This window comes from Bacteroidota bacterium (genome assembly GCA_020402865.1).
Classification (GTDB): domain Bacteria; phylum Bacteroidota; class Bacteroidia; order Palsa-965; family Palsa-965.
Genome location: JADBYT010000021.1, coordinates 117,598 through 137,425 on the forward strand (window position 1 = coordinate 117,598; position 19,828 = coordinate 137,425).

At 47.6% G+C, this 19,828-nt stretch carries 13 protein-coding genes; 9 read left to right on the forward strand and 4 right to left on the reverse strand.

Translation table 11 applies throughout. From position 1 onward, the window contains the following. Position 1: 1 nt before the first annotated feature. The 8 genes from IM638_14720 (at position 2) to IM638_14755 (ending at position 14,263) form a co-directional block, all read left to right on the forward strand. Positions 2 to 850, forward strand: coding sequence for a hypothetical protein (locus tag IM638_14720; GenBank protein ID MCA6364289.1), 849 nt, complete (start codon positions 2 to 4; stop codon positions 848 to 850). Between the two features lie 42 nt (positions 851 to 892). Next, positions 893 to 2,953 (forward strand): hypothetical protein, encoded by a 2,061-nt coding sequence (locus IM638_14725; GenBank protein MCA6364290.1) that lies wholly within the window; start codon positions 893 to 895, stop codon positions 2,951 to 2,953. Continuing rightward, positions 2,947 to 4,302: an ATP-binding protein gene (locus IM638_14730; GenBank protein MCA6364291.1), complete on the forward strand. Its 1,356-nt coding sequence runs from the start codon at positions 2,947 to 2,949 to the stop codon at positions 4,300 to 4,302. Before IM638_14725 ends, IM638_14730 begins: the two co-directional genes overlap by 7 nt. Before the next feature lie 11 nt (positions 4,303 to 4,313). Further along, positions 4,314 to 9,047 carry a DUF4157 domain-containing protein gene (locus IM638_14735; GenBank protein ID MCA6364292.1) on the forward strand — a complete coding sequence of 1,578 codons (4,734 nt, stop codon included), beginning with the start codon at positions 4,314 to 4,316 and terminating at the stop codon, positions 9,045 to 9,047. A 20-nt stretch (positions 9,048 to 9,067) separates the two neighbouring features. Then, the gene (locus IM638_14740; GenBank protein ID MCA6364293.1) at positions 9,068 to 9,517 is read left to right on the forward strand and encodes a hypothetical protein; all 450 of its coding nucleotides are present in this window, start codon (positions 9,068 to 9,070) and stop codon (positions 9,515 to 9,517) included. Positions 9,518 to 9,538: 21 nt separating this feature from the next. Beyond that, entirely contained in the window at positions 9,539 to 13,234 is a 3,696-nt protein-coding gene (locus tag IM638_14745) for a hypothetical protein (protein MCA6364294.1), read from the forward strand. A 1-nt stretch (position 13,235) separates the two neighbouring features. After that, positions 13,236 to 13,790, forward strand: coding sequence for a hypothetical protein (locus tag IM638_14750; protein MCA6364295.1), 555 nt, complete (start codon positions 13,236 to 13,238; stop codon positions 13,788 to 13,790). Between the two features lie 248 nt (positions 13,791 to 14,038). Beyond that, a complete protein-coding gene (locus tag IM638_14755) occupies positions 14,039 to 14,263 on the forward strand; it encodes a hypothetical protein (protein ID MCA6364296.1) in 225 nt (74 codons plus the stop codon). A 77-nt stretch (positions 14,264 to 14,340) separates the two neighbouring features. Here the strand turns inward: IM638_14755 and IM638_14760 are convergent, their stop codons facing one another. The 4 genes from IM638_14760 to IM638_14775 form a co-directional block, all read right to left on the reverse strand. Continuing rightward, positions 14,341 to 16,323, reverse strand: a complete 1,983-nt coding sequence (locus IM638_14760; protein MCA6364297.1) for a PKD domain-containing protein — start codon at positions 16,321 to 16,323, stop codon at positions 14,341 to 14,343. 430 nt (positions 16,324 to 16,753) lie between these two features. After that, positions 16,754 to 17,470 (reverse strand): pirin family protein, encoded by a 717-nt coding sequence (locus IM638_14765; protein MCA6364298.1) that lies wholly within the window; start codon positions 17,468 to 17,470, stop codon positions 16,754 to 16,756. 3 nt (positions 17,471 to 17,473) lie between these two features. Beyond that, on the reverse strand, positions 17,474 to 18,025 hold the full coding sequence (locus tag IM638_14770) for a YceI family protein (protein MCA6364299.1): 552 nt from the start codon (positions 18,023 to 18,025) through the stop codon (positions 17,474 to 17,476). Between the two features lie 111 nt (positions 18,026 to 18,136). Continuing rightward, positions 18,137 to 18,586, reverse strand: coding sequence for a MarR family transcriptional regulator (locus tag IM638_14775; protein ID MCA6364300.1), 450 nt, complete (start codon positions 18,584 to 18,586; stop codon positions 18,137 to 18,139). Between the two features lie 157 nt (positions 18,587 to 18,743). On the opposite strand from IM638_14775, the gene IM638_14780 reads away from it, so the two are divergent. After that, positions 18,744 to 19,451: an SDR family oxidoreductase gene (locus IM638_14780; protein ID MCA6364301.1), complete on the forward strand. Its 708-nt coding sequence runs from the start codon at positions 18,744 to 18,746 to the stop codon at positions 19,449 to 19,451. Positions 19,452 to 19,828: the final 377 nt, after the last annotated feature.

Here is a 19,828-nt window from a genome sequence, read left to right on the forward strand (position 1 = left end):
CATGAAAGCAGTAATCTCTCTTTGGAAAAAGCCCATCGACGATGGCAACTTATTATACGGTTATAATAACCTCAAGGAACTCGCCGAATCGTATGTGCTGGCTATTGAGCTGGCGCGAAAACAAATCGGAAACATTCATCTTGTAACCGACAGCAGCGGTAAAGATTTTTTAAATTCACGTTTAGGCATACCCTTTGATTCGATAGATACTACAGTTCTTGACCGGGCTGAAACTATTACTCCTTATGCCTGGTTGTTGCCACAAATTGTAGCCATTCGTAATCATCCCGAAGATGTAGTATATATTGAAGGAAACACTTTTCTTTTGGGCGATGTGCTTGAACCGTTCAAAAATGAAAAGTACGATGTGGTTTTCCAGAACTTAGAACCTAACTCAATTTTCAAAACTTACTATGAGCCGCAAATTACCCGGTACAATTCGGCTCCGTTTATACCTGGAACAATAGATAAATTTCAGGATAAACAAGCTTATAATACAAGTTTCATATATGGCAGTAATTCTGGATTACTGAAACTATGGGCCGAAAGTGCATTCGACTATATTACCAGCCCTCAAAACAGCGGTTTCTGGGCTAATATTGCCACAAACGATATTAACCACAACATGATTTACACCAACTGGTTTGCTGCAAACGCAATCCAATCGCTGGGGCAAACTACTGATCCGCGTGTGGGTGTATTGTTTGAAGGATATACTCAAAATGTAAAAGTGCCATACGTGCATACACACGGCGAATCAAGAAAAAGTGCTGCTTTTGTAAATAAAATCCGCTCCAGCATTGCATCCGACTTTCCGCAATATGTAGCGCGTTTGAACCAGATTAGCTGAACGGTAGTACAATTCACTAAAGTTGAAAAAGCACGTTGACCTGTGGCCGCAAATGAACATCTCATACAGAGGCAGACTTTCGACCTGCAAATCCCCTCCCGCGAAAGGGCATACGGGTTGCAGCAGGAAGTGCGTGCGGTGTTCGACGATGAGCTGCTGCCACTGATCAATGAACTTTTTGATGAGATCAGCGGACCGGGAGAAATACTGCGTATCAACCGGCTGGAGCTTAATCTCGGCAACATAGACCCGCTCCGGCTGCGCGAACAGCTTGTAACACAGCTGAAAACCGTGCTTACCGAAAAACTGCTTGAAGCACGCAGCAAAGCACTGAGCCGTCCGGCCAGCATGCTTTCGGGCACCGAAGAAGCCGTTATTATTGAACATGATTCCTACCAGATGGATGCCGTACTGCAAAGATCGGCGGCCTCTCTCCCCTCGCTGCTTGAAGCATTCTTCCTAAACGGCGATTTACCCTGGTGGATGCCCGATGAACGCCGGCAGCCTGATGTGGCCGAATTAACGGAACAACTCCTGAACGAAGCTCCCGAACAGTTTGAGCAACTCTTTATGCAATTGCTCAAACAACCTCAGGCTGCCTTGCGAATGGTCAATCAGTTGCCTGCCCCGCTGCTCAAACGCATTACACAACAACTCTGGCCGCTAAGTACCCATGTGGCATACAGTCACAGCGAGGTAATAGCAGTTGCTCAATACCTTTCACAACTCGGTGTGCTGCCTGCCGAATATGTCCATGCTCCAGCCAACACCCCCTCACCGGTTTATCTGATGGCAGTTGCTGCTGCTGCACGTATTGTTACTTTACCCGCTATGCTGGCCGCAGCGGCCCGCACCGCACCGGATACCCTCGCCGCATGGATGATGGTAGCCACTGCTCAGGCTGCAAGTACCACAGCCGAAACCATTCTGAAGGCCGCTGAAATAACACTGCTTGATCACACCGCAGCTAATCGCGTTTCCATACCAATGCCCGAAATACTTGCGGGCATTGTAGCCAAACGAATAAGTGATAAACAGCACAGTCTTCCGGCCACAGCCTACATGCAACTGCTCGAAACCAGTGTTGGCATATTTGTGCGGCTACATACACCGGCCGAAACCACACGGTTTGTAGCAAAACTAACCGCGCCTGCCGCCGCCGCAACGGATACCGGCAAACGAATTGCCCTGCTGTTTGCCGAAGAACCATTGCTGCAAAAAAAGCCGTTCATATCAGCACTTGCCGAAGAACAACCTGAACTGATACTCCGCATTGCTCAGGCACTCGAAACCGAAAACACACCTGCTGCCAAAACTATACTGCAGGAAATAACGGCTGTACTGCTGCCTGAAAGTAAAAAAACGGAAACCGGGAAAACGAAAAAAATTGCCAGACAAAAGTCTGCAACAACCGAAGAAAAAAAGGAAACCCGAAAAAACAGCAGCAAAGCCGAAGATCCCGCTTCAGCACAAAAACAAAGCCTGCTGCCAGAAGAAGATATTGCGGAAGAACTCACCAGCACCTTCGAACAACTGCTCGAACTATTTACCGACAGCGAAACCGACGAAGAAGAAAGCGAAGGTATTTCCTATCACAATAAGCGTCACCGCATTTCGCGCTGGGGCGGACTGGTTATTCTTGGGCCCTATCTTCCCGCCCTGTTTCAGGAAACCGGTTTGCTGAATGAAAAGGGTGTGTTTAAAAGCAAGGAAGCCGCTTACCGCGCCATTTTTCTGCTTCACTACATCTGCACAGGCACCACAAAGGCACCCGAATATGCGCTCACACTGCATAAATTGCTTTGCGGATTACCATTCAACAAATCGGTGCCGAAATCAATACGTTTAACCAAAAAAGAAAAACAGGAAGCCGACGATTTGCTGGATGCAATGGCCGAACAATGGACCAGCCTGCGTTCGCCATTTGGCGATGCCATCAGGCAAAACTTCCTCAAACGCACAGCCATTATTGAAAAGAAAGACGGCGCCTGGCTGGTGCGCATACAACGTACTTCACTGGATATTCTGCTCGACTCACTGCCGTGGAGCATATCCGTTATCCGACTTCCATGGACACCGCACTTGATACAAACCGAATGGTGAGCAACGACCCCATCTCCCTCAACGCACGTACACTCGAACGCGAGCTGGCGTGGTTTGCCGAAGTGCTCGACGCACGCCTGCGCCTGCATTTTAATCAGGAATGCGCATTTACCGACATTTCCGAAATTACTGCGCCCGATCCGGTACATCCCGAATCCATGTATGCCGGTATTGTTACGCATTACCAGATGACAACGGAGGAAAGACTGATCTTGCTCCTTGCACTGGTTCCGCATATCCGTCCGCAACTGCTTGATGTGTTTTTTGTAAAAAACGGCAACATGGACCGCGGCTTTACCGAGTTTGGCGGTTTGCGGCCGAACAACCACAGCGGACTGCTGCCCACCGGCGAAACCGCGCTGTTTCTGCTTGCCGGCGAAGACCTTGAGCGCCGCTTTGCATTTCAGTATTTGTTTGATGGCGAACACTTCTTTGCGCAGCACAGCATTCTCAAACTCGATCCGGCTCATCCCGGCGAACCACCGCTTAGCGGGCTGCTCAGCGTAACACGCGAAATTGTGGACTTTGTAACCCTCGGCCATGCCCGCCGCCCCACATTCGACCGTGAGTTCCCGGCCAAACGCCTTTCCACACCCATGGACTGGAACGATCTTGTGCTTGATGCTACCTGCATGGAACAGATCGACGAGATTAAATCGTGGATTGATTACGAACATACCATTATGAATGAGTGGGGCCTGCGCAAAACACTCAAGCCGGGATACCGCGCATTGTTTTACGGCCCGCCCGGAACGGGTAAAACACTCACCGCCTGTTTGCTCGGAAGCCTTACCAAACGCGATGTGTACAGGGTTGACCTTTCTATGGTGGTGAGCAAATACATTGGTGAAACCGAAAAAAATCTTTCACGTGTATTTGAGCAGGCCGAAAACAAAAACTGGCTCCTCTTCTTCGACGAGGCCGATTCGCTTTTTGGCAAACGCACCAAAGTGGAAGATGCACACGACCGTTACGCCAACCAGGAAGTAAGTTACCTGCTGCAGCGCATTGAAGATTTTCAGGGCGTTATCATTCTCGCCTCCAACTTCAAAAGCAATATGGACGATGCGTTTACACGCCGCTTCCAGACTGTAGTGCATTTCCCCATGCCCCGCCCTGCCGAACGTTTGATACTCTGGGAAAAAGCGTTTCCGCCGGCAATGGAGTTAAGTCCCGAAGTAAATCTCCGCGCCATTGCCGACCGGTATGAAATTGCCGGCGGTGCCATTACCAACGTGGTGCGTTATTGTGCTATGGCCGCACTTCGCAGAGGTGGCAATACGGTGACAATGGCTGATATTGACGAAGGCATACGCCGTGAATTCCGCAAGGAAGGAAAATCAGTTTAATCGAATCAGCAATGAGCAGCACCAAATCCAAAACGATCGGGAAGGCCGCACCAAGTGTGCAAACGGCCCGGCAGGGTGCTGCGCATACCGTAACCACCAATGCACCGGTGGTGGCTAAAAAAGACAGCCTTTCTGCTGTAGTTCAACGCGCACAAAATGCGCAGCCCGTAGTGCAGCAAAAAATTAAAATGGGCGTGGTGGGCGATGCGCACGAACAACAGGCCGATGCAATGGCCGAACAGGTGCTCAGCATGAGCAACGAACAGGTACGCCGTCAGCACCTGCGTGTACAACCTAAAAACAGTGAACGCCCGCAACGAAAAGAAGAAGTTAAAAAGAAAGACGAAGTTCAGAAAAAAGAGGAACTCAAAAAACAAGAACTCCGGAAGAAGGATGAACTGAAGAAAAAAGAAGAACTCCAGAAACAGGAGTTGAAGAAAAAAGATGAACTGAAGAAGAAAGAAGAACTCCAGAAACAGGAGTTGAAGAAAAAAGACGAACTGAAGAAGAAAGAAGAACTCCAGAAACAGGAGTTGAAGAAAAAAGACGAACTGAAGAAGAAAGAAGAACTCCAGAAACAGGAGTTGAAGAAAAAAGATGAACTAAAGAAAAAAGAAGAACTCCAGAAACAGGAGTTGAAGAAAAAAGACGAACCGCTTAAAAAGAAGGCCGACGAAAAAATTCAGAAACAGCAGGAAGTACAAAAAGTTGCGGTTGATAAGGTTCAACCCAAAATAGTAGCCGCAATGGCCGTTCAGCCGAAAGAAGAGCTTAAGAAAAAGGCCGACGAAAAAGTACAGAAGCAACCCGAAGTACAAAAAGCGGCAGCCGAAAAAGTGCAGCCGAAAATTGTGGCCGCTGCAACTGTGCAAACCAAAGAAGAACTGAAGAAAAAGGCCGATGAAAAAGTACAGAAGCAGCCCGAAGTAAAAAAAGCGGCAGCCGAAAAAGTGCAGCCGAAAATTGTGGCCGCTGCAGCTGTGCAAACCAAAGAAGAGTTAAAGAAAAAGGGCGACGATAAACTGCAAAAGCAGCAGGAAGTGCAGAAAGCGGCCAACGACAAGGCGCAACCCAAACTCGTGGCCACCAAAATGCGCGACCAGCGCGAAATGGAGCGCGACATAAAACCTGCGCTGCCTGTGCAATCAAACATGCAGGCGGCGGTGAGCATTCAGCAAAAAGCGCTCGACACCACGCAAAAGGAAAAGCCTTCGGAAGAAGTGCGGCGCCCCGGCACACTGCCTGTTTCGTCGGGCATGCAGTCGGCCATGTCGCAGGAGCAGCATAAACTCAGCCGCAAGGAGGACAAAGTGCAGTCTGAAAACGCCGTTGCGGTTGAAGCTCCGCAGGATGAGGTGCCGCCACACATTGAAGAGCAGCTGAAAAACGTAAGCGGCGGCCGCCCCATGGAGCCCGGCATACGTGGCTGGATGGAGCAGCGTTTTGGTGTAAGCTTTGCCGCCGTGCGTATCCACACCGATTCGCAGGCCATTCGCCTTTGCAACGAACTCGGTGCGCATGCTTTTGCCTACGGTTCCAACATTTTCTTCAACGCAGGCAAATACGATCCTGAATCAACCGAAGGCAAACGCCTGCTCGCACACGAGCTTACACACGTGATCCAGCAAGGCTACGCGCCCGAAAGCAACTCCGATGCCGCCGAAGCTTCTGCTCAGGTGCAGCAAAGCACTGCACCCGAAGTGAAGAAATCAGCACCCGAAGTAAAAAAGTCGGCCCCGGAAGTGCAGAAGGCCGAACCTGTGGCACAGCGCCTGCCCGGTGGTGTGTCAAATGCGCCGCTTAGTGTACAGCGTGGCATCTGGGATCGGGTAAACAATGCTGTACGCTATGTGGTGCCGCCGTGGACACTCATCACGGTTATTTTCGGCTACAACCCTATTCTCGGCGCAAGCGTGGCCCGCAGTCCCATCAACTGGTTCAATGCCCTGCTCGATCTCATTCCCGTAGTAGGCCCGGCCATATTCGATTTGCTGCGCAGTTCGGGCATGCTCAACCGCGCACAGCAATGGCTCGATGCACAGCTTGCACGCCTGCCCTCACTCAGCGAAATCAGCAGCACATGGGATCGTTGCTGGGAAGAAATGGGCATCAGGCACGGCATCGACGGCAACATTGCTATATTCAGGCGACACTTCGGCAGCATACTCTCGCGCATCGGCAATTTTGTATGGAGCGCACTGGCCGAAGTAGTACGTTTGCTGCGAGAAACACTGCTGCGCCCGCTCGACAATGTAATAAAAGACATTCCCGGCTGGACACTCATCACCGCCATGATCGGACTCAACCCGCTCACCGGCGAGCGCGTAGAACGCAATGCCACCAACATTCTGCGCGGGGTTGCAGCTTTCATTCCCGGCGGCGAAGAACGTTTCAATCAGCTTGTAGAAAGCCGCGCCCTCGAACGCGCCTACCAGTGGTTTGTAACCGAAACCACCGCCCGCAACCTCACCTGGCCGCGCATTCAGAACACCTTCCAGCAGGCATGGAATACACTCCGCGCCGAAGACATTCTGCACCCCATTGATACCTTCCGCCGCCTCGCCGGCATCTTCTCGCCCCTGCTCCGCGATCTGGTGAGTTTCTGCGGCGCCGCACTGCTCAAACTCCTGGAGTTTATTTTCGAAGCCGTAATGGGCGCCGGCGGTGCCGATGTGCTGGCCATCATCAAACGCGCCCGCGAATCGTTCACACTCATCATTCAAAACCCCGTAGGCTTTGTAGGCAACCTGCTGCGCGGCATTGGTCAGGGCGTGCGCCAGTTCATGGGCCGCATCCTCACGCACCTTCAGCAGGGCGTTATACGCTGGCTCACCGGCCCCGTAGCCCGCGCCGGAATACAGATGCCGCCACAGTGGGATGCAAAAGGCATACTGTTCTTCGTATTGCAGATACTCGGCCTCACCTACGACAATATCCGCGGCAAAATGGTACGCCTCATGGGCGAACGCACCGTGGGCATGCTCGAAACCGGCTTCCAGCTTGTACAGGAAATACGCGAAAAAGGATTTGTGGAAGCCATGAAAGACCGCATCAGCGAGTTCTTCGGCAATTTCCGCGATATGATTCTCGGCCGCATCAAATCGTTTATTCAGGAGCGCATTGTTACAGCGGGCATCACACAACTTTTATCCATGCTTAGTCCGGTGGGCGCGGTTATTCAGGCCATCATCAAGACCCACACCACCATCAAATTCTTTATCGACAAGATTCAGCAGATACTTGCCTTCGTGCGTTCGGTGGTCGATTCGGTGCATCGTCTGGCCACGGGCGATGTATCGGGTGCAGCCAATTTTATTGAAAGTTCCATTGCGCAGACCATTCCCATTGTGCTCGACTTTCTGGCGCGGTTTATCGGTTTGGGCGATGTGGGTGCGCATGTGCAGCGTACTATTGGCGCGGTGCGCGGGTGGGTGGATCAGAAGCTGGATTTGGGGGTGAATTGGATAAGGACACAGTTTCAGCGATTGATGGCGGCCGGCTCTGCGGCAGTGAGGAGGATTAGGCAATGGTTTAGAGTGGAAAAGCCAGTTACCCTAAGGAATGGAGAAGCTCATACATTGCGTATGGATCCACAAGCTCCCAACGGAAGATTACAAATTCACACAGATCCGCAACCATTTGTACAATGGGTAAATAATAATTTCGGCCCGGCGCCACAAGTTGGAACCACTCCGGCCAGAACAGCAAATCCATTGCATCCGCAACTATTGGCCGCAGCGCAAAATATCGAAACATTACAAACTAATTATTCGACTGCAACCAACGATGCTGATAGGGTAACTATTTCCAATAACATTTCTGCTGCGATCAATGCGCTCGCTGCTTTATTAGGTACCATTACGCCTCCGGCAACTATTCCACTCGGAGGAACAACAATTCCGATTCCCCCAACCATCTTTACTTATGGAGGCGTAAATGCAAATGGATACGGACAATGGGCAAAGGCAGAATATTTGTCGCAAAATGCAGTTTCAAGAGGATCAATCAATAATGAAGCTCGAAAAATCAGAGATCGGGAAAATGTGACAGGCTGGAATATTGTACGTCGGCGACTAAGGATAAATCCGCCTCACATTACTGATGCCGCACGCTACGAAAACTCAATTGCAAGCTGGTTTCGCGAAGACCATGGCTTTGTACGCGGTCATCTAATGAATGGGAAGTTGGGGGGGGGGGCTTTCCCTTATAATCTCACACCGATCACTGATACAGCAAACAACACAGGAAATCTGAGTCATTACAATCAGGTAGAAAATACCTTACAAACACAAATAGCTGTTCCCGTAACTTCAACTAATCCGGTTCCAAATGTTTTCAATTATGAAATTCATGCTATTTACGGGACCCATGCAAAGCGCTCGATAGCACCTCTTCAGACACTTATCGACCAGTCAGATCTGGCATATCGAATCAATCGTGGTCATTTGAGAACATTACCACAGAATCCGGCAACTCAGGCACTTCGACAAGCGCTTGAAACAAAGTTGTATAATGGTAACCGGGTATATATGTACGCCCGATATGAAATGGAGCGTTTAAGTTATGAAGAGAACAATTTGCCGTTGGGTTTTATGACTGAATATGTACTGTTGAGACCTAACACGGCAAATCCACCTCGCTGGGCTCCGCTGGGCAATCCTATATCCCACGAAATATATAACGTTTTACCTCCATTTACAGTAAATGCAGGAGCAACATCTACGGCAGCAGGATTAACTAGTTAAATCAATAAACTGAAGTGTCCATGATAAAAAAAATGTGGAAATTTGGAATACTGCGATCGGTGAATATTGATACTAATCCGGCTGCATGGGAGTTTTATGATTTCCTGGAAAAACTGGACGTGGTTAGAGAATTGATTCCTGACATGAATTTCCGAGTGATCGGTGAAATTGATAAACGCCAACCGATAATATGTAAGACAGAATCGGAAACCGTTTACTTGCTGTATGAAATGGATTCTTATAGTCTTATTCCACTGGCGACACATGTTGAAAATCTTATCCGATTCCTAGATGGTGTTGAATACATGTGGATTGGAAATGAAAACGAAACTATTCTGAAAGTTACGGATGCAAATTTGAAAGAGGCACGACAACTTATCGAAACATTCGCAAAAAACAATCCCGGAATCGATACTGATTTTTGGGAAATGCAATGTTTCCCTGGCCTCACCCTTGGATTCCCGCTCTAATACTAATTAATTATCCCGCCCATGTCCACCCCCACCCATACCAAATCCATCACGCCCACGGTTACCCCCACCCCGCCCGTGCGCCAGTCAAACGGCGAAGCACAAAGCGGCAGCGGTGGCAAGCGCATGTACCGCATGAGCGATGGCAGTATGGTGGAGCTGCCGCCCGACATGAGCATGGAAGAAGCGGCCAGACTTGAATCCGAAGCGCGCGCCGCCGAAAAGCAGCACGGAAAAGGCCAGCAGCCCAAACCGCTTAAACCCAAAGCGCCGGTAGTCACCAAAGCCGCCGCTGCCGACAAAGCCGCCAAAAAAGTAAAGCCCAAAGACAAAAAGAGTAAATCCGCCAAAAAAGGCAAAACCCAGCCCAAAGGCGGCGGCATGGCAGCCATACTTGCTGCGGTAGGCAAAAGCAAAATAGCCCAATACTTAGCCAGCCTGGGCGGCCCGGTGCTCATGCGCGGCATGCAGAAACTGGCTCAGCTCAAAGCCAACGAACAAACACACGACACACCCGCAGCCAAGCTCTCGCAAACCGAAATGGCCGTGGTGCCGCCCGCACACGAAGGCCAGAGTAAAAGCCACGGCGAACAGGTACAAGACCTCGGCGCAAAACCCGAACCCAAACCCGATCCCGGCGCAGCCAAACAAAGCCTGCAAAAAAGCCTCGACGAAAACATCCCGCAAACCATTGAGGATGTGGACAACTTCAAAAAGAACCAGAAAGCCACACACATCTCGCGCAACGTAATGAACGTGGTGCAGGGCGATACCAACGAAGTAACCGACACCTTCGGCGAAATGGAAAAGCCACGCCCCGCCGCTCCTCCCACGCACACCCCCGAAACACTTCCCCCCGAAGAAATTGCCCCCGCCACACCCAATATGCAGCTCGGCACAGGCGCCGTAGCCCCGCTCAAAGCCGAACATACCGACATGAGCAAGTTCAGCAAAGACTCTGACGAACTGCTCAAGAAAGAAGAAATCAGTCAGGAGCAGCTTGACATGGTGGACAGCGGCGATCTGGCCGAGGCGAATAAAGACAAAAAACAACTCAAAAAAGACGTACAGGAACAACCCGCACAAGTTCGCGCAGCAGCCGAAGGCGAACGCAAACAGGTGGACACCAGCCTGCAGCAGGAAGAACAAAAAGGCAAAGCCGATATAAAAAATAAACGCAAGGAAAAACTCAACGCCACGCGCGGCAAGCAAACAGGCACAAAGAGCCTGATGGAACAAAAGCGTGAGAAAGTAGCCACGGATATTAAAAACATCTACGAAAAAGCCAAAAACAAAGTCAACACACGCCTTGCCGAGCTTGAAACGCAAAGCATGAAACGCTTTGACGAAGGCAATGCCGCTGCTTCGAAGAAGTTTGAAGATGATGTAAACAAAGACCTCGCCGCATTCAAAGCCAAACGCTACAGCGGCTTCTGGGGCTGGGCAAAAAAAGCAAAAGACTGGCTGCTGGGCATGGACGAACTGCCCGAAGTAAACGACATCTTCAAGCGCAACAAAGACGCATTCGTTCAAACCATCGACAAACTGGTGGCCGACATTACGGCCGAGAACCAGAAAGTCATCAAAGAATGCAAAGCTGAAATTGACGCTGCCAAAGCCGAGATCGCGAAGTATGTAAAAAACCTTGATCCCGATCTGAAAGCCGAAGGTCAGAAAGCCATGAAGGAAATGACCGAGAAGCTGAACATGCTCGACAACGAAGTGGCCGAGAAGGAAAAAGAGCTGGCGCAAAAACTCAAAGACAAACAAACCGCCGCCATCAAAGCCATCGACCAGAAAATCGAGAAGATGAAAGAGTCGATGTCGGGCGCGCTGTCGAAACTCGGTAAGTTGCTGCTCGAAGCCGCCAAAAAGTTCTTCACCTGGGCGCTGCAAAAATTCGGCTATTCACTCAGCGAAATCGAAGGCATCATCAACAAAGGTGCGGCCGTGCTGAAAGCCATTTTCACCAAGCCCCTCAAGTTCGTCAAAAACCTGTTCAACGCCGCCGATCAGGGCTTCAGCAACTTTGGCAAAAACTTCCTTACGCACCTCAAAAACGCGCTGTTCAGCTGGCTCACCGGCTCACTCACCGAAGTAAAACTGCCCGACACCTGGGATCTGAAAGGCATAGCCAGCGTGGCCTTGCAAATGGTGGGCATCAGCTACCAGAACATCCGCAAGCACCTGGTGAAAATAATTCCCGAGCCGGTAGTGGAAGGCATGGAAAAAGGCTTTGAAATTGTAAAAGCCCTCATTACCGAAGGCCCCATGGCCGCGTGGGAACAGCTACAGGAAATGGCCGGCGAGATGAAAGAAGCCTTTGTGGATGCAGTGAAAAACTGGATCAAAGAAACGATTATTGTGAAGGCGATTGAGTTTATTGCTTCGCTTATTATTCCGGGGGCGGGCATCATCAAAGCCATCATCGGCATTTATGATACCATTGTGTTTTTTATCCAGAAGGCCAAAGACATTGCGCAGATGGTGGGCAACTTCCTCGGTTCTATTGGGGAGATTGCAATGGGGAACATTGGTGCAGCGGCCAATGCACTGGAAAATGGCCTTGCTACGGCGCTTACGCTAGTGATCTCGTTCCTTGCCAAGCTGATTCATCTTGATGGTGTGACAGCGAAGATCAGGGCGGCGTTGAATAAGATCAGGGGTAAGGTGGAGAATATGATGGCGAAGGTGGCAAAGTGGATTGCGGATAAGGCGAAGAAGTTGTGGGGGGGAGTGAAGAAAACAGCGGGTGATATTAAGGATAAAGTCGTTGAGAAATTAGCAGGTTGGGGATTCTTAACTAAAAAAATTAAAACAAACTCAGGCGACACACATACATTATTAGTAGAAAAAAGAAACGGGAAACCTGTTATTCTACTTAGAAGCAAAGAGCATGAAATAATTGATTTCCTTAATAAATATGTTCAATCAAAAGGAACAGCAATTAAACCGGAAGAACAAACCCAAGTTGCAAACGCTAAAAATTATGTGACAAGCACATATCAACCCACTTTAAATAAAATTCAAAATTTAGAAGATAAAAACCGACCTGCCGATGAAATAAAAGCATTACAACAAACGGCACTTGACCAATCTGTTGTACTAACAGGAATGATCTCTCTGTTAATTAAGAATGATGATGGTATAAAAAAAGCGATAATAAGATATAAACTAGAAGGTTCAGTTGGAACTTATTCTAGTCAGAATGTTCAAGGTGATGATTTAACTCCTGACCATCAGCCTGCGGCCTCATTGTATAAATGGCTGGCTGAACAAGATTATTTTCAAGAACCTAATATTAATTTATTAAGAAATAGAGCAGCTGGGAAACATGCAGATAATGCATACACAATACAATTACATAACAAAAACAGACATAGTGAAGGGCGTACATATTTTAAAAAAATGCCCCCTTTGAAAACAAATTTCATTCGTGATGTAATTGCAGGAACCTCTGGAATGACTTCAAACCATGACAAAAGAAAAGTTGCTGTATATTTCTTAAAGCAAGAAATGCAGTCAGATGTAAGCGCAATGAAATCAGTCGTTAATCAAAGTAAAGATCACCCTATATGGAGTGATTTAGATCAATTTAATTTAGATGAACAAAATAAAAAAGAAAAAACTAATTTAGTGGAAGATATACGCAATCAAATTTTGAAAGGAGAGTCCCAAATCGCAAATCAAGATATGGATGGTTTAATTACAAAATAATATGGAAAACAGAATAGATTGGTTCAAAAAAGTACTGAGTAGTAATAATAATAAACTTAATGACTTCATTTCATGCTTTGATGACAAGTCCGTCTTTGAAGGATTAATGACTGAAGATAAATTGAGACTTTGTGTACCATTAATAAAAGATGGTTCAGAGTCTATATTTGCAATCTGGCAAATTCATTCAGAAAAACCAATTGAAGAACAGCCAATTGTATGGATCGAAACGGAAGCAAACCCTATATCAGTTTGCGCATCTAATTTCAATGATTTCCTTAGTCTAATGCCTTATGGCGGGTACCTTCATAATCTATTATCAAAACTTGATTTTTATCTGATCGAAGGGAGAACAAATGATAAATATATCAGAACAAGTAATGAAGACTTATTAAATATTATTATTAATTGTCAAAATGAATACCCCGAAATGTCTGATTTTAACAGAAGACTTCAAAGCGAGTTGAACATTCTTCCTGCCAATAATCCGTTTACAATATTCATAAATGCTATTGATGGCGAACAGGATTTTTACACATGGATGAATAATGAATAAACAAATTAATACAAAGCAAACAGAGAATAGTAGTTCAACAAGCTCCTTAAATTACGGGTAAAGGCTATTATAATCATCAATGAGAAGACTAAGGCCATCGAAGAGTCGATGTGGGTGCGCTTTCGTAAAATAATTTTCTCGTTTCTGGCAGGAACACGCAATGGGAGAATTAATGATTGGTCTGGAACTTTAAAGAGTCGAAAGAAATGAATATATAGCCCTGGCTGTAGTGGAAAACCCGCAGGAGCATGAATGCTATTTTACTACAATGCACCGAGGATTTGGAACGGAAGACAGGAGCCAAGCGGTGTTTTATTGCTTCTAATGTTTCGCTTCAAATAATTTCAATACTACTCAAAGACAAACAAACCGCCGCCATCAAAGCCATCGACCAGAAGATCGAGAAGATGAAAGAGTTGATGTCGGGTGCATTTGAAGCCTTCCCTAAAAACCGCTACGCTCAAAACCTGTAGCTTCCGCTGATGATAAAATAATCAGTCCCCTGCCTGAAACGACAGAGGACTGAATACGTTTGAATTTCTTGTATCTCCTACTCTTTCACAAACTGCATACGCTTTGCAGCTTTTCCATTACTTACCACTTCAATCAGGTAAACGCCTGTGGCCAGCTCTTTCAGATTGGCAGTATAGGTGTTGCTGCCATTATTCTGCAAGCGCATCAACTCTTTTCCGTCAACCGAAAGCAGACGCACTTCTCCGGTGATTCCTTCGGGCAACACCACAAACAATTCGGTGGATGCCGGATTTGGGAAAAGTTTTACATCCAGGTTCAAATTATCATCGCTGGTGTTGCCGGAGCCGGAGCCGGGGTCAGCCATGCGCCAGCTTCCATCTGTGGTAATCACTACGGTTTGGCAGACACGCGATTTGCAGGTATCTGTTTGTTCGGTAGAAGGATTGAGATAGCAGGTTAACGCAGTGAGGCAAACAGTGTAAGTACCGGGCAATGTGTAGTTGTGTGTAGGATTATTTGCGGTAGAAGTATGGCCGTCGCCAAAATCCCAAATCCAGCCACATACATTGGCGTTGGCCAATGAAGTATTTGTAAATGTGGTTGAGCCTGCCCTGCCCTGCTGCCATATAAACCAAGGCGCAGCACCCGAACAGCCGCAAGCCTGAATTGTATCACATACCTGCATGCAACACATCTCACCGCGCGGGCTCTTGCCAATAACCGTTACACACACTACATAGCTGCCGTTTTGCGCATACAGGTGTGTGGGGGTGGCCAGATTGGATGTATTGCCATCGCCAAACTCCCAGAACCAGCCTACTATATTGGTGAGTGAAGAATTGGTAACGTTGAACGATACCGGATTGCATCCGCGTGTTTCAATTTCCGGTTTAAGTATGCAGGGACAATCATACGTAACATTTACGGTTTGTGTAACAGTTCCTCCGCAGCCATTGGTAACAGTTAATGTATAAGTTCCTGCGGCTCTGGAATCGGGCGACGGAATGGAAAAACCGGCTCCGATTGTGCTGAATCCGTTTGGCCCCTGCCACGAATAAGTGATACCCGGGCAGGATAAAGCCGGACTGGCCATGAGCGAAAGATTATCGCCACAAATAATGTTGGGATTTCCGGTTATAGTCACTGACGGAGGAACCACTGTAACTGTAACAGGATATGTGTAAGAATAATTTCCGCAGGTGATACAGTTTGGCTGAGTTACTGTAACTGTAGCTGTATAGGTTGTTGTAGCACAAGGACTGGCAGTAACGCTTAAACCAGTTGTTGCACTTAGTCCTGCTGCAGGACTCCAGCTTACGGTGCTTCCTGCCGGTGCTCCGTTAATAGAAAGAGTAGTTGTACCACACCACGAAATAGTTGATGGATTAGCTGTTGCTAAAATACTGTTCTGATTTACCATACGTGTTATGGCAATATCATCTACCTGTATTTCATATTGCTGAATATTTCCACCCGTTTTCCGCGGATAAATCCAAAGTTGATTGAAATTTTGCGAGGGTTGATAATTCGAAATGGTGAGCAATGTCCAGGATGTCTGAAATGTGTTCTGATCACGAATTACATCTGTACCTGCTACCGGAGGTATGGTAGTGAATGGTGGTATCTGGGAAATTGTGGTTGCAGGACTCAGATTGTTACCTGCCCGGATAACCAGATTACCGTTTACAGTGGATGCATTTGTATTTTTTACCCATAAACAAATGTTATAAGTCTCACCCTGTACAAAATTATAGCAGGTGAAAATTCCCTCACCTACTGCCGGGCCATCAAAATTTGACCACATCCATACCGACTGATCACCGGACGCCCCTGTTCTGCCCGGAAAAATACTTGGACTGCCGTGTGAAACAAACCAGTCATTAATGGTTCGTGCGCTGGTTGAATTCATGTCTCCGCTTGTGGATGCGCGGGGAGTCAAACTTCCATTCAGAATACAATTTGGCGGATTAGGACAGCTCTGCCCCCACACATTGCCGGATACAAACAACAGCGATGCCATGACCACATGGCGAACCACGGAATTAATTTTCTTTTTCATGCTTACTAAATTTTATGTGAATTTTGCAGAAGGGAATGCGTCACAAATGTATTTCCTGAAAAAGCGTTTGTCCAGCAATCTGAAATTCAGGACTAATACGCCTGCACACAAAAAATCGCTAAGCAAAACACCGTAACTATCAATGTGAGAGTCGCTTCATTAAATCATTGAACTATTCGAATATTGAAAAAATTAAATATTAACAGATCGTCAAATTATTGATTTAAAACCATTTAAATAAATTACTCAAAAACACGTACTACAAATCATAAACAATGCTTATTCAAAAACCTTAATCTGCCATTCACTTACCGCAACTCCGTTTTCACTAACTCAAAGTCGTATTTCATAACACGTATTCGCTAAAATGAATTTCGGCACATATTCGTTTACAAACGGATATGTGCCGAAATAAATAAATGTTATCACATCAAAACTCCATAGGCACATCAATGAGCAGGAGCTCTGTGCCTTGGCTGATTTCAAAAGTTACTTCATCGGTATCCCAAATACCAAGTGCATCGCGGCGACTGAGGCTTTGTTCGCCCACTTTTACGCTGCCTTCGAGCACAAACGCATAAACGCCGTTGCCCGTTTTACCCGGTTTGTAAGGCACTGCAGCGGCCTGCTCAAACCGGCCTATGCTGAACCAGGCATCCTGATTGATCCACATGGCGTCATCAGCTTCGGCGTTTGGCGATACGAGCGTTTTAAATTTTCCCGGCTCCAGTTGCGAGCGGAAATCGCGCTGATCATAACGCGGCTGGATGTTGTGCGCTTTCGGAAACACCCAGATCTGAAGCGTGCGCGCTTCTTCTGTGTGCGACGCATTCATTTCTGAATGCTCAATGCCCGAGCCGGCCGACATAATCTGCACTTCGCCTTTGCTGATGATGCCTTGCCCGCCGGTTGAATCGGCATGCTTCAATGCGCCCGACAGCGGAATGGTCACAATTTCCATATTGTCGTGCGGATGTCGGCCAAAGCCCATTGAGGCAGCAATAATATCGTCGTTAAGCACGCGCAGTGCGCCAAAATGTACGCGGTTGCGGTTTTGCCAGCTTCCGAAACTAAAACTGAATCGCGCCTGCAGCCATCCAAAATCAGCCTTTCCCCGCTCTTCTTCTTTGTGCAGTACTGTTTTCATGGTTTACTTTTTGCGCGATGCAGGCACATCAATACTCACTACCACTTTGTCTTTTCCGTTTTTGCTTTTCTTGCCCACGCCATAATCGCCTGAGTAAATTGCAAACGAGCCTTTAAAGTGTGCGCTGTCGCCTGTTTCGGTAAACGTAAACGGAATGCTAACCACACGCACCGAATCACGCATGCTTAACTTACCATTGGCTACAAAGCCGCTCTCGGCCGGTACAATTGAACTGGCGGTAAATGTAATGCGCGGGTGCTTTTCCGCATCAAAATAATCGTTGCTCATCAAATGCTTATCACGCATGTCGATGCCGGTTGTCAGCGTCTTCACATCAACTGAAGCCGTCATATTGCTTTCGCCGAGATTGGCCGGATCAAAATTGATCGATGCATCCAAACCCTTCACACTTCCCGAAGCACCACCATCAGGCAAATCAAAACTGATTACCGCTTTGTCGGTGTGCACTGTCCACGGATTAGCGAGTGCTTTCCAGGCGTAAATGCCGGTTCCCAGCACTACGGCTGCTGCAATACTGTATGCAAATGTTTTCATTGGTTTTTATTGTTTTTCTGTGAATGTAAATTTGAATAGTATTGATTGATGTAGATACAAGAATTTAACAGGCCTGCAAAAAAGCCGGTAAATACATACCGGCAAAGCACATCAGCTACGAAGCTTATCCAGCAAATCACTCAGTTGATCAGCTTCTGCCTCGGTAAGTTGAATCGGATTATTGCTCATGAAATCTTGTTGTTCGTCGAGTTCGGCAAGCAAATCAAGCCCCTTTTGTGTAATTACAATATCCACCTGACGCCGGTCTTTTTTACAGGTACGCCGAATGGCCAGCCCTTTATCATGCAGCTTATCCACCAAACGTGATGCATTTGAGCTCCGGTCAATCATCCGTTCCTGAATTAATCCAACCGAAGCCGGTTCCGGATTCTGACCACGTAAAATACGCAGTACGTTGTACTGTTGCTGCGTAATACCATACGGGCGCAACTGACGCATCATGTGTGTAGCAAGCCAGCCGGAAGTAAACATCAGATTAATAGCCACACGCTGGTAGCTGTTCTGAAATTTCTTCTGCCTGATTTCTTCTTCAATCTTCATAATACAAAGATCGTAAAAAATTACATGTATATACATATAATCTTAGGACTTCACCATAATTTCTTGAAAAAGAGGTGATTAGAAATTAAGCAGGGGATTCCGGGGAACGGAAATAAAGGAGAACTTTACCTGAAAGACAGTAAAACAAATATAGAAAATGGATCTGAAACAGGCAAAAGTATTAGTAACGGGCGGTAATACCGGTTTAGGATTTGCCACAGCTAAAATGCTTCGGGAAAAAGGCGCTCAGGTAGTAATAAGCGGCCGTAACAGTGAAACACTTGCGCAGGCAGCAAAGGAATTGAATGTACACGCTATACAGGCCGATGTAAGCAAAGAAGCTGACGTAATACGTATGGTAAATGAAGCCGAAGAAAAAATGGGCGGCATCAATGTGCTTATAAATAATGCCGGTTACGGCTATTTCAAATCGCTTACAGAGATGGATCGCGAAGGTTTTGAACGTGTGTTTGCCACAAACGTAACGGGCGCCATGTTTGCCGCTCGCGAATGTGCCAAACGTTTTGTGGCGCAGCAGCACGGCAACATTATCAATATAGCATCCACAGCCGGCCGTGCGGGTTTTGCAATGGGTACAGCGTATGCCGCCAGTAAATTTGCCCTGGCCGGCATGACTGAATGCTGGCGCGCTGAGCTTCGTCCGCACAATGTGCGCGTAATGCTCATTAACCCGAGCGAAGTACAAACCGGTTTTCTCGAAAATTCCGGCCGCGAAGCTCGTCCTTTCAATCCCACAAAACTTCAGGCCGATGATATTGCCCACACCATCTGCGCCCTGCTGCAACTTGATGAAAGAGCTTTCGTAACTGAAGCCACCGTGTGGGCCACCAACCCAAAGAATTAACTCGCATACATACCGGTGCCTTCGACAAGCTCAGGCACCGGTATGCGCAATCGCTGGCATTAACTTTAATGCTTCAGTTATTCTCAACGCTGTACCCTGACTAAAAATGCTGGCGCCTGAGCCCGTCGAAGGCACCAGCAAAAACCGATGCCGCTGGCGCCTGAGCTTGTCGAAGGCACCAGCAAAATCCGATGCCGCTGGCGCCTGAGCTTGTCGAAGACACCAGCAAAATCCGATGCCGCTGGCGACTGAGCCTGTCGAAGGCACCAGCAAAATCCGATGCCGCTGGCGCCTGAGCGTGTCGAAGGCACCAGCAAAATCCGATGCCGCTGGCGCCTGAGCTTGTCGAAGGCACCAGCAAAAACCGATGCCGCTGG